Source organism: Marivita geojedonensis (assembly GCF_002115805.1).
Classification (GTDB): domain Bacteria; phylum Pseudomonadota; class Alphaproteobacteria; order Rhodobacterales; family Rhodobacteraceae; genus Marivita; species Marivita geojedonensis.
Map to the genome: position 1 here is coordinate 43,211 of NZ_JFKC01000025.1, position 15,772 is coordinate 58,982.

Sequence of the window (15,772 nt, forward strand, 5' to 3'; positions counted from 1 at the left end):
CTGCCTGACCCTGGCTGGATTATTCGCTCGTTTCGACGATCAGCAATTCCCGCTCGGACGCGTCGCGCGCATGATTCAGAGCCTTTTGATACTCAGGGCTGTTGTAGCAGGCCTCAGCATCTTCGACCGACGGGAATTTAGCCACGACATTGCGCGGGCGCTCCTGACCCTCAAGCTGGACATACCGGCCACCGCGCGCAATGAAATGCCCGCCGTGTTTCGCAATCGCCGGTCCGGCAAGTTCGGCATATTTCGCATAGGCCTCGGGGTCCGTCACCGTGACATGGGCAATCCAGAGTGCAGGCATGGTTTATCCTCCCAAAACGGCTTCAGCGGCCTTGATTGCAGCCTCGGCGTTCTCGGCCGATGCACCGCCGCCCTGCGCCATGTCCGGACGGCCACCACCGCCCTTGCCACCCAATTCTGGCACGGCGGCCTTGACCAGATCAACGGCGGAAATCCGGTCCGTCAGATCCTGGGTCACGCCAGCCGCAACAGCCGCCTTGCCCCCGGTATCTGCGATCAGGAGCACCGCACCCGACCCGATCCGCGACTTGTGTTCGTCGATCAGCGGCGGCAGGTCCTTGCCCGATACGCCCGAAAGAACCTGCGCCATGAACTTCACACCGTTCACCTCGCGCGCCTCGGCTCCGCCGCCCTGCCCGGCGCCTCCGGCCATCGCCAGCTCGCGCCGCAGCTGCGCCACTTCATTGGACAGCGCCTTGCGCTCGTCCAGCAGCGCCCGCACCCGTGCCGGCACATCCATTGCCTGCGCCTTCAGCTCCAGCGCCACTTCAGCCAGTCGATGATCCTGCTCGGACAAGTAGCGGAACGCATCCGCCCCGGTCAGCGCCTCGATCCGGCGCACACCCGCGCTTGATGCGCTGTCGCCCAGTGTCACGAACACTCCGATATCGCCTGTGCGCCGTACATGCGTGCCGCCGCAGAGTTCCAGCGAATAGGTGTTACCATTGCTGCCCTTGCCCGAACCCGACTGCGTCCCCATCGACACGACGCGCACTTCATCGCCGTATTTCTCGCCGAACAGCGCCTGCGCCCCGATGGCGCGGGCATCATCCGGCGTCATGATACGGGTTTCGACCGGCGCGTTCTGGCGGATGTAGTCGTTGACCTCGGCCTCGACCTTCCGCAGCTCGTCAAGCGTCAGCGCCTTGCCATGGCTGAAGTCAAACCGCAGCCGGTCCGGCGCGTTGAGCGAGCCCCGCTGCGCAACGTGATCGCCAAGCGCCCGGCGCAGCGCCTCGTGCAGAAGGTGCGTGGCCGAATGGTTGGCGCGGATCGCCGTGCGGCGTTTGTGGTCAACCTCGAGCTGGACCGCTTCGCCTTTCTTGAAGGTACCGCTCTTGACCGTGACGTGATGGGCAAACACCTTGCCGCCCCCCATGCGCTGCGTATCGGTCACTTCGGCCTGATCGTCTTCGTTCTCCAGACGGCGCAGCCAGCCGGTGTCCCCGACCTGACCGCCGGCTTCGCCATAGAACGGGGTCTGGTTCAGAATGATCCAACCACTGTCCCCTTCGGCAAGTGCATCGACCACGGCCCCGTCCTTGACCAGAGCCACCATCTGCCCTTCAGCGGCTTCGGTGTCATAGCCAAGAAAGTCCGTCGCGCCGTGGGTTTCGGCAAGATCGAACCAGACCGCGGCATCCGCCGCTTCACCCGTGCCGGACCACGCCGCGCGGGCCTTGGCCTTCTGTTCCGCCATCGCGGCATCAAACCCATCGGTATCGACCGTCCGCCCCTTTTCGCGCAGCGCGTCCTGTGTCAGATCGAGCGGGAATCCGTAGGTGTCGTAGAGCTTGAACGCGGCTTCGCCTGGCAGAGGCGCGTCATCCGACAGCCCCGAAAGCTCGTCGTCCAACAGTTTCAGACCCCGGTCCAGCGTCTGCTTGAACCGTGTTTCCTCAAGCCGCAGCGTTTCCTCGATCAGCGCCTGCGCCCGCGGGAGTTCCGGATAGGCCGCCCCCATCTGGCGCACCAGCGCGGGCACAAGTCGGTGCATCATCGGATCCTTCGCGCCAAGCAGATGCGCATGACGCATCGCCCGCCGCATGATCCGGCGCAGCACATAGCCGCGCCCGTCATTCGACGGCATCACCCCATCCGCAATCAGGAACGAGGTCGAGCGCAGGTGATCCGCGATCACCCGGTGATGCGTCTTGCCCGGACCGTCGGGATCGGTCGAAGACACATCCGCCGACGCTTCGATCAGCGCCCGCATCGTATCGGTGTCGTAGTTGTCATGGCTGCCCTGAAGCAGCGCTCCGATCCGCTCCAGCCCCATGCCGGTGTCGATCGACTGCATGTCGAGCCCTTTCATCGAGCCATCTTCGAACTGCTCGTTCTGCATGAAAACGATGTTCCAGATCTCGATGAACCGGTCGCCGTCTTCTTCCGGGCTTCCCGGAGGGCCGCCCCAGATATGATCGCCGTGATCATAGAAGATCTCAGTGCAGGGGCCGCAGGGGCCGGTCGGGCCCATCTGCCAGAAATTGTCCGATGTGGCGATGCGGATGATCCGGCTTTCCGGCACACCGACCTTCTTCCAGATTTCGAATGCCTCGTCATCGGTGTGGTAGATCGTGACATACAGCCGGTCAGGCGACAGTTCGAAATGCTTGGTGATCAGTTCCCAGGCAAAGGGGATCGCCTCTTCCTTGAAGTAGTCGCCAAAGCTGAAATTCCCCAGCATTTCGAAGAACGTGTGGTGCCGCGCCGTGTAGCCGACATTGTCGAGGTCGTTGTGCTTGCCGCCCGCGCGCACACATTTCTGCGCTGTCGTCGCGCGCTTGTAGTCGCGGTGTTCAAGCCCGGTGAACAGGTTCTTGAACTGCACCATACCCGAGTTGGCGAACATCAGCGTCGGGTCATTGCGCGGCACAAGCGGGCTCGAGGCAACTACCTCGTGGCCCTGTTTTTCGAAGTAATTCAGAAAGGTGGAGCGAATATCGTTCAGCGTGGGCATGTATGGACCTGACGTTGCAGCTGTTCTGTCACAGGCGGACCTGCGGCGGGCGTTTTCGGTTCGGCTTGAAATAGCCCCTGCTCAAGGGGCTGTCCACAGGATAGGACGTCCCAAAATGCAATCAGGGCAGCCCATGGGCTGCCCTTCATCATTTGTTGCGCGGCTGGACCCTCGTCAGGTGGGCCACCCCGGTCCCGGATCAGGAATCGTCCACCACGTCGTCGCCACCGCCATCGCTGTCGTCCATATGGAAATCCAAGCCATGCGCGGCGCGGATCTTGTCCTCGATCTCAAGCGCAATGCCGGTGTTTTCCTTCAGGAAGGTCTTGGCATTTTCCCGGCCCTGGCCAATGCGTTCATCGCCGTAGGAATACCAAGCGCCCGATTTTTCGACGACGCCTGCTTTCACGCCAAGATCGATCAGTTCCCCGGTCTTGGAGATGCCTTCGCCATACATGATGTCGAATTCCACCTGCTTGAACGGCGGGGCGACCTTGTTCTTGACCACCTTCACCCGCGTGGCATTACCAACCACCTCATCGCGGTCCTTGATCGCACCGATCCGGCGAATATCGAGACGGACCGAGCTGTAGAACTTGAGAGCATTGCCCCCGGTGGTGGTTTCGGGACTGCCGAACATCACACCGATCTTCATGCGAATCTGGTTGATGAAAATCACCATGCAGTTCGAGCGCGCGATCGAGCCGGTCAGCTTGCGCATCGCCTGGCTCATCAAACGGGCCTGCACGCCGACGCTGCTGTCACCCATGTCGCCTTCAAGCTCGGATTTCGGCGTCAGTGCCGCGACCGAGTCGACCACCACGAGGTTCACGGCCCCCGACCGGACCAGCGTATCGGTGATCTCCAGCGCCTGTTCGCCGGTATCGGGCTGAGAGATCAGCAGTTCATCCAGATCGACGCCCAGCTTCTTCGCATATTGCGGGTCAAGCGCGTGTTCCGCGTCCACAAAGGCGCAGACACCACCTTTTTTCTGTTCCTCAGCCACGCAATGCAGCGTCAGCGTCGTTTTGCCCGAGCTTTCGGGACCATAAATCTCGATGATCCGGCCTTTCGGCAGACCACCGATTCCCAGCGCGATGTCGAGACCAAGAGATCCGGTCGAAGTGGCCTCGATGTCCCGGATGGCGTTTTCGCCGCCGAGTTTCATGATCGAACCCTTGCCGAACTGCCGTTCGATCTGGGCCAACGCCGAATCGAGGGCTTTCTGTTTGTTCGCGTCGCGCTTGCTGTCCATTGTCAGAAGATCTGCCGTTGCCATTGCTTTTGATCCTTATTCCACACCCGGTGCAGGGCGGCAATTGCTGCTTTCGTTCACCTCTTGTTCTCACATCTTATGAGATCAAAACGCGAACATTTCAACTTTTAATTTCAGTCTCAGTGTTGCGCGGGTTGGTTAAGGAGTGGTTTATGGCCGTGCGGACAAACCGGGGTGATGGGCATGTTGGTATTCTGGAATGAACGGCTGGTGCTGTTGTCGGTGCCGAAAACCGGGACCCATGCCTACAGTCAGGCGCTCGGTCCGCGCGCGTCGATGGTGGTGAGCGATCCGCCCGAGCTCAAACATGCGCCGGTCTATCGTTACAACCGGTTCTTTCGCCCCATGTTTGAAAAAATGGGCGCAGAGCAGATGGATCTGGTCGCCGTTATCCGCGAACCTCTGAGCTGGCTCGGAAGCTGGTACCGCTACCGTCAACGCTCCGCGCTTGATGGGCGGCCTGCCTCGACCCGGGGCATGTGTTTCGATGCTTTTCTGACGGCCGCCTGCGCAGAGACGCCGCCTGCCTTCGCCAACACGGGATCGCAGGCGAAATTCGTGGAACCGCGTCCGAACGGCACGGCTGTGCGGCATCTGTTTCGCTACGAGGATCAGCCCGGCCTCCAACGGTTTCTGTCCGACCGGCTTGGTCCCCTGCCCGACATCCCCTCGGTGAATGTCTCCCCGCGGCAGGATCTTTCCGTAACGCCGGAGACCGAAAGCCTTGTGCGCAGGCGTCGCGCCGACGACTTTGCGCTGTGGGATTCGATCCCCGTTGGGGGTCTGCACCTCTGAAGACCACGCAGAATCTAGGCCTCGACGACCAGCTCCGGCACCGTCGCACCGGACTCGAGCTGCTGGCTGACAATCGCGGTCAGGTCATTCAGGGAAAACGGTTTCGCGAGAAACGCCGACGCCTCGATGCGCGCGCCTTGGGATTTGAAAACATCTTCGGCATAGCCTGACATGAAGACAACCGGTACGTCAGGGCGGTCCGCACGCGCCTTGCGCACCCAGCTGGGCCCGTCGAGGCCTGGCATCACGACATCGGTCACGAAGACGTCGACCTTCAGGTCGTGGTCCCGAAGCAGGTCGAGCGCATGTTCGGCGCTGCTTGCCTCGATGACCTTGAACCCGCGATGTTCGAGTGCGCGCGACGCGAATGCCCGAACCGGTGCTTCATCCTCGACCAGCAGAACGACTCCGCCACCGATCCGTGAGGTTGCGGGCTTCGGTTTGCTCACCGGGGCCTCAACCAGCGGCACCGGTTCTTCGCAAACCGGGAACATCAGGGTAAAGACGCTGCCCTTGCCCACCGTGCTGTCCAAAAAGATGAACCCGCCGGTCTGTTTGACGATGCCGTAAACGGTGGACAGCCCGAGGCCCGTGCCTTCGCCCGTGCGTTTTGTGGTGTAGAACGGCTCGAACACCTTTTCGAGCTTGTCGGCGGGAATGCCTTTGCCCTCATCCTGGACCCGCACCAGCACATACCGCCCGGCGGGCACCTTTGCCCGGCCGTTCTTCATGCCTCTGTCCAGTACCCGTTCATCGGTTTCGATCAGGATCGTACCGCCCCGCGTCATGGCATCGCGGGCATTGACCACGAGGTTCATGATCACCTGTTCCAACTGCCGCTTGTCGGCCCGGATCGAGGGTAGATTGGGGTTCTGGCGCAGCTCAAGCGCCACTTTCTCACCCACAAGCCTGTTCAGCAGATGTGTCAGATCCGACAGGATATCCCGCAGATCAAGACGCTCGGGGCGCAGAGTCTGTTTGCGCGAAAAGGCCAGAAGCTGCCCCACCAGACCCGCCGCACGATTTGCGTTCTGATGGATCTGGATCAGGTCGGCATATTCCGGATCACCCTGATCATGCCTGAGAAGAAGCAGGTCACAATGCCCGGATATTGCCGTCAGCAGGTTGTTGAAATCATGCGCGACACCACCGGCAAGCTGCCCGATCGCCTGCATTTTCTGGCTTTGGACGAATTGCGCCTCAAGGCTTTTCAGTTCGGTTGCGTCATTCAGCACGGCAACCAGACAGGTTTTCCCGTTCTCGACCACGCGCGTGAGCGTGACCTGAACGAACACCTCCTGATCGGATCGCGTCAGACGCAGGAATTCAGACCTCGCCAAGCCTTTTCCGGTCGCCGCGTCAGCCAGCCAGTCGGGGATGGAACGGCCAAGCCCTTCCATGAGGTCCGACAGATTGCGGTCCTCGTCGCGGGTCGCATGAAGCAGCTCGCGCGCGCTTCGGTTCGACTGAGCGATCACGCCCTCGGGCGTGACCTTGAGCAACGGCACCGGCAAGGCATCGAACCCGGCATCCTCACCCGCGCCGGAGCCTTCAGCCCCGGCGGGTATCAGAACCACCTCTTCCCGTCCCAGACCGGCATCATGCAGGGTGAGCGTATACTCCTGTTGACTGTCGGATCGCAGGTGATGAACCTGTCCGGGTCGCAGCGGCATATCCTCGATCAGATCGTCAATCTGCCGGATACGCCCCCCGGCCAGCGCACGCGCCGCCGGATTCATCCAAAGGACCGTGCCACCCCGACCCATGGTCAGAGCCGGATACTGAACCTTGCCACTTCCGGGCGACCGGTCTTCGTCAAAAACCTCCAACCGCCACATCAGCGCGTCGGGACCGACCTGATGCGCTGACAGCCGGAGGTGCTTGTCGGGCAGCACAACTTTTTCCGACGCGATGCCATCGATCAGTGCCGCGGACTGAACGCGGTGAATCAACCCGGAAGCATCGGCCACATAACGGCCCACAAGCATCGCAAGGCTTTGCCCATCACCCGCCCTTAAAGTCTTTGCCGCCACGCGGTTTACCCGCAGAACCGCCCCTGCGTGATTGGCAAGAACACAGGCGGCTACATCATGTTCGACGAGCAACGACATGGTATCAAATGCTTTTCGGCCAGCGTGGTGTTTTATCCCCTGAAGCAGAAGCATCGCAAATGCGAGCCCGCCAAAGCCCAACCCTGCGGCCCCGAAACCGGTGCGCAGGGCGGGATGCGTGGCAACGGACCACAGCACACCGCACAGCGCGGCAAACCCCAGCAGGACCGCCCCTGTAGACAAAGGGCGGGTCGGGGTTGTGGCAGCTCGGTCTGAAAAGGCCATCAAGCAGGTCCTCGGGACGTCGGTTCCCGCCATATGACCGCAAGAGGATTAAGCGACACTTAAGATGGAAACACGTATAGGTTGTATTTCACATCCCGCGGCGGGTCAATATCGCGACGAAAAACCCGTCCCCGCCCGTTTCAAAGCCAAAGCGCTGCTGTCGCTGGCACGTCCAATCGGGATGAGATGCCAGAAAGGCCTCCACCTGATCCTCGTTTTCGCGACTCAGGACAGAGCACGTCGCGTATACAAGCACCCCGCCCTCTGCGACCAGACCCGTGACCTCCGCAAGGATCTCCTTCTGGATCTCCGTCAGGCGGTCAAGACGCTCCAGCGTCAGGGTCCATTTCCCTTCCGGGGCGCGCCGCCACGATCCGCTCCCGGAACAGGGAACATCGCACAGAACCACATCAAAGGGACCGACAGGCTTTTGTGTCAGCGTGACATCCGCCCCGGCCCGCGCGGCCCGTGCAGGCAGATCCGACATGCGTTTCGGGTCGGCATCATGCGCCACAACCGGCCCTTTCAGCCGCGCTGCCAACGCAAGCGTCTTGCCGCCTCCACCGGCGCAGTAATCCAGCGCCGACATTCCCGGCTCCAGCGGGATCGCGTCGACAACTGCCTGACTGGACAGGTCCTGTAACTCGACCAGACCCGAGCGAAACGCCTCGGATTGAGCAATCCTGCGTGCGCCTTCCGTGACCTCAAGCGCGGTTTCCGATAGGGCGTGCGGCACGGTCCCGATGCCCTCTGCGGCCAACGCGTTCTGCGCAGCGGAACGGTCCGCCCTGAGTGTATTGACCCTCAGAAACACGGGCGCGCGGTGACGCAACGCCTCACCCATCGCATCAAGTTCGCCAGGCACATCTCTGTTAAATAGATCAAAGAGCCAATCCGAAAGATCCATCGCAACGGCGCCGTCCGGGGTATCTCCCGCCGCACGCTCCGCGTCGGTCAACGCGGCCAGCGCGTACCCGTCACCTGTGAAAACGGTCTCCGGATCTTCACCGATCTGCCGCAACCGGCCCAGCACCCGCGCGCGCCCAGTCGCCCCACCGCCCAAAGCGGCGGTGCTGCGCCAGCAGCGCAGGATATCAAACACATGATCGCGGATCGCCGCACGGTCCTTGGACCCGGCAAACCGCGACTTCCGCGCCCAGGTGGTCAGCGCTTTTTCAGCCGGTTCCCCCGCCCCGATCTGGTCGAGAATATCAGCGGCGGCAGCCCATCGTGCGGCAGGTGTCATGCGATCAGCACAGGCAGATCAGGAGAGCCGGTAGTTCGGCGACTCGCGGGTGATCTGCACGTCATGCACATGGCTTTCCTTGAGCCCGGCTCCCGTGATCTTGACGAACTGGCAGTTTCTCCGCATCTCGTCGATCGTGGCGCAGCCGGTATAGCCCATGGCGGCGCGGAGACCGCCCACAAGCTGGTGCAGCACTGCGCTGGCCGAACCTTTGTAGGGCACCTGACCTTCGATACCTTCCGGCACCAGTTTGTCGTTGGCTGCGTCTTTCTGGAAATACCGGTCGGCCGAGCCACGCGCCATAGCGCCAATCGAGCCCATGCCGCGATAGGCTTTGAAGCTGCGGCCCTGATAGAGGATAACCTCACCGGGGGACTCGTCGGTCCCGGCGATCATGCTGCCCACCATCGCGCAGGAGGCCCCCGCCGCAATGGCCTTGGCGAAGTCGCCCGAGAACTTGATTCCGCCATCCGCAATCACCGGGATGTCACCGGCCGCCCTGGCGCAATCCATGATCGCGGTCAGCTGCGGTACACCCACACCGGCCACCATACGGGTGGTGCAGATCGAGCCCGGGCCGATACCCACTTTGATCGCATCCGCGCCCGCATCGATCAGGGCGCGCGTGGCCTCGGCGGTGGCGACGTTGCCGGCGATCACCTGCACTTCGTTCGACAGGGTCTTGGCGCGGGTCACGGCCTCGATCACGCCCCGGCTGTGACCATGCGCGGTGTCGATCACCACGATATCCACACCGGCGGCGACCAGCTCCTGTGTGCGCTCGAACCCGGCATCACCCACCGAGGTAGCAGCGGCGACACGCAGACGGCCCAGATCGTCCTTACACGCGGTCGGGTTCAACACCGCCTGCTGCGTGTCTTTGAGGGTCAGCAGCCCGGTGAGCTTGTCATTGGCGTCCACCACCAACAGCTTTTCGATGCGGCGCGATTTCATCAGGCTGATCGCTTCGTCCCGGTCGGCCGGTTCGCGCAGAATCGCGAGATCCTTCGAGGTCATCATCACGCTGACCGGCGTGTCGTCCGACGTGGCGAACCGCATGTCGCGGTTGGTGACAATGCCAACCACGCGCCCCGCGTCGTCCACCACCGGGAAGCCGGTGAAATTGTATCGTTCGATCAGGGCCTTGGCGTCCGCCAGCGTCTGATCGGCGCGCAGCGTAACCGGGCTGTAGACGATGCCGGATTCAAAGCGTTTGACCCGTCGCACCTCGCGCGCCTGCTGTTCGACGCTGAGGTTCTTGTGGATCACGCCCATGCCGCCTGCCTGCGCCATGGTGATCGCCATGCGGCCTTCGGTGACCGTGTCCATGGCAGAACTGAGCAGCGGAATGTTCAGCGCGATGGTTTTCGTCACGCGCGTCCTTGTGTCTGCCGTCGCCGGCAGAACTTCGGATGCCCCAGGCACCAGCAGAACATCATCAAAGGTGAGAGCCTCGCGAATCTCCATCGGAATCCCTTTCCACGGACAGCATCGTTAGGCACGTCCCTATTGCACGGGTTGCCCTTGGGGGAAAGCCCCAATCGGCTCTTTACGGCTGCGTGCCGCTGCCTCAGTCTGCGGGCAACGCAAGAGGAGCGACACCCATGGCACATGGATACGAGGCGGGACGCCTGAACCTGCCCTTCACCGGCATCTGCACCTTCGGCCGCAACCCATACATGGCGGACTGGACCAGCATCGACGCCGATGTGGCGATCCTTGGCGCGCCCTTCGACGCGGGCACCCAATGGCGCGCAGGCGCGCGGTTCGGCCCGCGTGGGGTGCGCGAGGCCTCGACGCTCTTCAGCTTTGGCCATGCCGGGGCCTATGACCACGAGGACGACGCGACCTATCTGGCGGACACGCGCATTGTCGATCTGGGCGATGCCGACATCGTGCACACGGACACGGTGCAGAGCCACGCCAATATCCGCAAAGGCGTCGAAGCGATCCGCGCTGCCGGTGCATTGCCTGTCGTGATCGGTGGGGACCATTCGATCAACATTCCCTGCATCGACGCGTTTGAAGGTGCAGAGCCGTTCCACATTCTTCAGATCGACGCGCATCTGGATTTCGTCGATGAACGTCACGGCGTGCGCAACGGCCACGGCAACCCGATGCGCCGGGCCTCCGAAAAAGCGTGGGTCAGCGGCATGACCCAAGTGGGCATCCGCAATGTCAGTTCGACTGCACGGGAAGGCTATGAGGACGCCCGTGGCCGCGGCTCGGACATTCTGTCGGTGCGGCAGGCCCGCAAGCTCGGCCCCGAAGGCGTGGCGAACCGCCTGCCCCAGGGCGCGCCCGTCTACATCACCATCGACATCGACGCTTTCTGCCTGTCGATTGCACCGGGCACCGGCACGCCGAGCCATGGCGGGTTCCTCTATTACGACGTGCTGGAACTGCTGCAGCAGGTGGCCAACCGGCACGAGATCGTCGGCATCGACCTTGTCGAAGTAGCTCCGGATTACGACCCGACAGGTTCAACCTCGATCCTGGCCGCACAGGTGCTCATGAACCTGCTCGGCTTCATCTTCCATGCCCGATCCCTGCGCGGCACCTGATGAGACCTGCCGGGTTTCCGCCGAAAGGACATGGTGTTGTTGCACTTCGGTGCGGGGATGCCTTCACTAGGGAAAACTCCGACTCGACAGGCTCCCCATGACGAAACCGCTTTCCGGCATCACAATCCTTGATCTCACGCACGTGCTGGCGGGACCGTTCTGTTCCATGACGCTGTGTGACCTTGGCGCGGACGTGATCAAGGTTGAACGTCCCGGCACCGGCGACGACACCCGCGCCTTCCCCCCCTTTGCAAACGGCAAATCCGCCTATTTTGCCGCCATCAATCACGGCAAGAAATCGATCGCGCTCGACCTCAAATCCGAGGCGGACCGCGCGATTTTCGCACGTCTGCTGGCGCGCGCCGATGTGATCCTCGAAAACTACCGCCCCGGCGTGATGGAGCGCATGGGCTATGGCTGGGAAACACTGCACGCCGAGTATCCCCGGTTGATCTACGGCGCGGTCTCGGGCTTTGGCCACACCGGACCCGAGGCCAAGCGCCCCGCCTATGACATGGTGGTGCAGGCGCGCGGCGGTGTGATGTCGATCACCGGCGAAAAAGACCGCGATCCGGTGCGTGTCGGAGCGTCCATCGGGGATATCGTGGCGGGGATGTTCCTCTGCCAGGGGGTACTTGCGGCGCTGATGGACCGGGAGCGCACCGGCAAAGGACGGAAAGTGGACGTGTCGATGCTCGACTCGCAGCTTGCGATCCTCGAACACGCCATCGCCATCACCACCGTAACGGGCAACCCGCCTGCCCCAACCGGCGCGCGTCATCCGTCGATTGCTCCGTTTGAGACCTTCCACGCCTCGGACGGGCTGTTCGTAATTGCGGCGGGAAATGACGCATTGTTCGAAAAGCTCTGCGTGGCATTGGACCTTCCGCTGTCGGATGACCCGCGCTTTGCCACCAACCCGGCCCGGGTCGAGAACGCCCGCCTGCTGAAACGTCTGATCGAGGCCGTGACCATCGACAGGACGCGGTCGCACTGGATTGCCAAACTGGGTGCGGCGGGGATCCCGAGCGGACCGATCCAGAACGTCGAACAAGTGCTGCGTGACCCACAGATTCTGGCGCGGAACATGGTGGTGGATGTGCTCGACCGCAACGGACGTCCGGCCTTCAAGGCGGCCGGCAACCCGATCAAGCTCAGCGGTATGGCCGACCCGACTGTGCGCCCCGCCGCACCGGATCTCGACGGTGATCGGGGTGAAATCCTGCGCTGGCTTGAGGACAAGGGCTAAGCCCATTGGAACGGGCTTCAAGGCCATTCGAATGGCCTTTCCCGCACCGAACGCACGGTTTCGAAAGCATTAACATCTCTGCCGCACCTTCCCCGGCACAAAAGCTTTTGAGCGGGAAGGGTCACTCCCATGCCGCGACACCAGAACTGACATCGCTCTCAGATGCCCCAAATCGGGGACGACCATGAGAGACCGGTCACAGAAGGCCCCGATCAGTCGGGGTACAGGTCCGAAGCCACGGCTTTGCCAGCATGAGAGAACGGTCAGGCCCACGGGGCGGCGCCGCTTCCACTAGGTACAGAGTTCGACACCCTGCCCGCATCCGCGTGGCGGGGTCGTCGTGCCTGTTATTTATACTGCCCGGCGGTGATGAACTCGCCGAAGGCTTCACACCAGACCACCACAGTGGTGTACTCTGCGACGTCAACGCCTTCGGGGACCTCAAGCAGGAAGCCTGAGAAGGATTTGACGTCCCCGATCAGCACCGCCTCGGATTTGATCGGCTTGAACGCGTCTTCGTGATCGACAAACTCCTTGGTCAGGTAGAGCTTGTAATCCGGCCCCGGTGCCAGCTTGCCCTCATGCACGATTTCCTGAGGTGTGACGCTGATCATGCCCTCTCCCCAATGCAGAAAATCGCTTCCGCGCAGTTCTCGGGTCAACTCCACCGAATACAGCGCGCGCGATGCCTTTTCCTCGAGCATGGCCGCATCGGGCGCAGGGGCTGCGGTGAGGATCGGCAGGATGTAGATGCCAAGCGCCAAACCCGCGGCAAAGGCCGCGCCATGGGTGATCAGACGGAACAGGTTACGCATGGAGCACTCCACCACAAAGTCGCCGCCACTCTTGCACCGGGCGTCCCAGCCGGTCAACGCTGCATCCCATGACGCTCTGCATAAAGATTATGACGTAAATCACCTTTTTCCCTCCGCGCGGAACGCTATGGTCCCGGTCAACTGCGACCAGAGAGAATCCCATGGCAAATCAAGACCCGCTCGTTGTCTTCACCCCGTCCGGCAAACGCGGACGGTTTCCTGTCGGCACCCCGGTGCTGACCGCCGCGCGGCAATTGGGTGTCGATCTGGATTCGGTCTGCGGCGGGCGCGGCATCTGTTCCAAGTGTCAGATCACGCCGTCTTATGGCGAGTTCTCCAAACACGGCGTCACCGCCAAGGAAGGCGCGCTGTCCGAATGGAACGCCGTCGAGGCGCGCTATGACGAAAAGCGCGGGCTGAAGCCGGGGCGCCGTCTGGGCTGTCAGGCCAAGGTGCAGGGCGACATCGTGATCGACGTGCCGCCGGAAAGCCAGGTCCACCGTCAGGTTGTGCGCAAGGCTGCCAGCGCGCGGGTGATCGAAATGGACCCCGCGACCCGCCTTTACTACATCGAGGTCGACGAGCCCGACATGCACACGCCCACCGGCGATCTGGAACGCGTGGCGCGTGCGCTCAGGGACCAGTGGGAGATCGAACAGGTCACCTGCGCCTTTCCGGTGCTGACGCAGTTGCAACCCGTTCTGCGCAAGGGCAAATGGGCCATCACCGTTGCGCTGCACAGGACCGACGCATCCGCCACACCGCAGATCATCGCCGCATGGCCGGGGCTGCATGAAACGGGCCTCTATGGCCTCGCCATCGACCTTGGCTCCACCACGGTCGCGGCGCACCTGACCAATCTCGAGACCGGCGAGGTTGTGGCCTCCTCCGGTATCATGAACCCGCAGATCCGCTTTGGCGAAGACCTGATGAGCCGCGTTAGTTACGCCATGATGAACCCGGGCGGCGACATGGAAATGACCCGCGCGGTGCGCGAGGCGATCAACACGCTGGCCGAGGAGATTGCCAGGGAAGCGGGCATCGCCACCAGCCTCATTCTGGAAACCGTGTTTGTCTGCAACCCTGTGATGCACCACCTGCTGCTCGGCATCGACCCTGTCGAACTGGGTCAGGCCCCCTTTGCGCTCGCCACGTCGAACCACCTCAACCTGACCGCCCGCGATCTGGAGCTCACCGCCCTGCCCGCCAGCGCGCAGATCTACCTTCTGCCCTGCATCGCGGGCCATGTGGGGGCTGACGCCGCCGCTGTCGCACTGTCCGAGGAGCCGGGCAAATCCGACGATCTCGTGCTGATCGTCGATGTGGGCACCAATGCCGAGATCCTGCTGGGCAACACCACCCGCGTTCTGGCCTGTTCCTCGCCCACCGGCCCGGCCTTCGAGGGCGCGCAGATCTCATCCGGCCAGCGCGCCGCTCCCGGCGCGATCGAGGCGATCCGCATCGACCCCGTCACCAAGGAACCACGCTTCCGCGTGATCGGCTGTGACAAATGGTCGGACGAGGACGGCTTCTGGGACGAGACCGCCGCCACCGGCATCACCGGCATCTGCGGCTCTGGCATCATCGAGGCGGTGGCCGAGCTTCGCATCGCGGGTCTGCTCGACCCCTCGGGCCTGATCGGATCGGCCACGCAGACCGGGACCGACCGCTGCTTTGCCGAAGGCCGCACCAACGCCTACCTGATCCACGACGCAACCGCCGAAGGCGGCCCGCGCATCACCGTCACCCAAGGCGACATCCGCGCGATCCAGCTTGCGAAATCCGCGCTCTACGCGGGCGCGCGGCTTCTTATGGACGAGATGGGTGTCGACGTGGTGGACCGCGTGGTGCTGGCAGGGGCCTTCGGGGCGCATATCAGCGCGAAACACGCGATGGTGCTGGGGATGATCCCGGACGTGCCTTTGGACAAGGTGAGCAGCGCCGGCAACGCCGCAGGCACCGGGGCACGAATCGCGCTCTGCAATCTGGCCGCGCGGGCCGAGATCGAACGCACCGTTCGCCGGATCACCAAGGTCGAAACCGCCATCGAACCGCGCTTTCAGGAACATTTCGTCGCCGCCAACGCCATCCCGCACGCCACTGACCCGTTCCCCGAACTGGGCAAGGTGGTGACGCTGCCCGTCGTCGGGTTCAACACGCAGGGGGACGGGAGTGATGGTGGTCGGGTGCGGCGACGGAAGCGGGGGTAATCCATAAAAGATCAGTGCAAGCGTCCGCCCGGGTGGGCGCGAACGCGCCCGCCTTGGGGCGGGCGGACGCGTCGCCGCCGCTGGCGCGACGGCGTTGGTGAGATCGAACGCACCGTGCGCCAGATCACCAAGGTTGAAACGGCTTATTGAGCAACTCCAGGAACTGGGCAAGTTGATGGCGCTGCCCGTCGTCGGGTTCAACACGCAGGGGGACGGGAGTGATGGCGGTCGGGTGAGGAGAAGGAAGCGGGTACGATATTGGCATAACCCCGGATTTTCACTTAAAGCACTAGGG

General features: G+C 62.8%; 11 protein-coding genes. 4 read left to right on the forward strand and 7 right to left on the reverse strand.

Going from position 1 to position 15,772, the window contains the following annotated elements; all coding sequences use genetic code 11:
* Positions 1-19 precede the first annotated feature (19 nt).
* The 3 genes from MGEO_RS17965 to recA form a co-directional block, all read right to left on the reverse strand.
* Positions 20-307, reverse strand: a complete 288-nt coding sequence (locus MGEO_RS17965) for a DUF1330 domain-containing protein (protein WP_085640950.1) — start codon at positions 305-307, stop codon at positions 20-22.
* Between the two features lie 3 nt (positions 308-310).
* Entirely contained in the window at positions 311-2,986 is a 2,676-nt protein-coding gene (gene alaS / locus MGEO_RS17970; RefSeq protein WP_085640952.1) for an alanine--tRNA ligase, read from the reverse strand.
* Between the two features lie 199 nt (positions 2,987-3,185).
* Positions 3,186-4,265 carry a recombinase RecA gene (gene recA / locus MGEO_RS17975; protein WP_085640954.1) on the reverse strand — a complete coding sequence of 360 codons (1,080 nt, stop codon included), beginning with the start codon at positions 4,263-4,265 and terminating at the stop codon, positions 3,186-3,188.
* Between the two features lie 180 nt (positions 4,266-4,445).
* Here recA and MGEO_RS17980 point away from each other — a divergent pair, with 180 nt between their 5' ends.
* Positions 4,446-5,057 (forward strand): gamma-glutamyl kinase, encoded by a 612-nt coding sequence (locus MGEO_RS17980; RefSeq protein ID WP_085640976.1) that lies wholly within the window; start codon positions 4,446-4,448, stop codon positions 5,055-5,057.
* A 14-nt stretch (positions 5,058-5,071) separates the two neighbouring features.
* Here the strand turns inward: MGEO_RS17980 and MGEO_RS17985 are convergent, their stop codons facing one another.
* From MGEO_RS17985 to guaB, 3 genes are all read right to left on the reverse strand, one after another.
* Positions 5,072-7,393, reverse strand: coding sequence for a hybrid sensor histidine kinase/response regulator (locus MGEO_RS17985; RefSeq protein WP_085640956.1), 2,322 nt, complete (start codon positions 7,391-7,393; stop codon positions 5,072-5,074).
* A gap of 88 nt (positions 7,394-7,481) precedes the next feature.
* Positions 7,482-8,639: an RsmB/NOP family class I SAM-dependent RNA methyltransferase gene (locus MGEO_RS17990; protein ID WP_085640958.1), complete on the reverse strand. Its 1,158-nt coding sequence runs from the start codon at positions 8,637-8,639 to the stop codon at positions 7,482-7,484.
* 18 nt (positions 8,640-8,657) lie between these two features.
* Positions 8,658-10,106 (reverse strand): IMP dehydrogenase, encoded by a 1,449-nt coding sequence (gene guaB, locus MGEO_RS17995; RefSeq protein WP_085640960.1) that lies wholly within the window; start codon positions 10,104-10,106, stop codon positions 8,658-8,660.
* A 137-nt stretch (positions 10,107-10,243) separates the two neighbouring features.
* Here guaB and MGEO_RS18000 point away from each other — a divergent pair, with 137 nt between their 5' ends.
* Positions 10,244-11,203 (forward strand): agmatinase, encoded by a 960-nt coding sequence (locus MGEO_RS18000; RefSeq protein WP_085640962.1) that lies wholly within the window; start codon positions 10,244-10,246, stop codon positions 11,201-11,203.
* 97 nt (positions 11,204-11,300) lie between these two features.
* Positions 11,301-12,452 (forward strand): CaiB/BaiF CoA transferase family protein, encoded by a 1,152-nt coding sequence (locus MGEO_RS18005; protein ID WP_085640964.1) that lies wholly within the window; start codon positions 11,301-11,303, stop codon positions 12,450-12,452.
* 347 nt (positions 12,453-12,799) lie between these two features.
* Here the strand turns inward: MGEO_RS18005 and MGEO_RS18010 are convergent, their stop codons facing one another.
* Positions 12,800-13,267, reverse strand: a complete 468-nt coding sequence (locus MGEO_RS18010; protein ID WP_085640966.1) for a DM13 domain-containing protein — start codon at positions 13,265-13,267, stop codon at positions 12,800-12,802.
* A gap of 161 nt (positions 13,268-13,428) precedes the next feature.
* Here MGEO_RS18010 and MGEO_RS18015 point away from each other — a divergent pair, with 161 nt between their 5' ends.
* Positions 13,429-15,477, forward strand: a complete 2,049-nt coding sequence (locus MGEO_RS18015) for an ASKHA domain-containing protein (protein WP_085640968.1) — start codon at positions 13,429-13,431, stop codon at positions 15,475-15,477.
* The last annotated feature ends 295 nt before the right edge of the window (positions 15,478-15,772 follow it).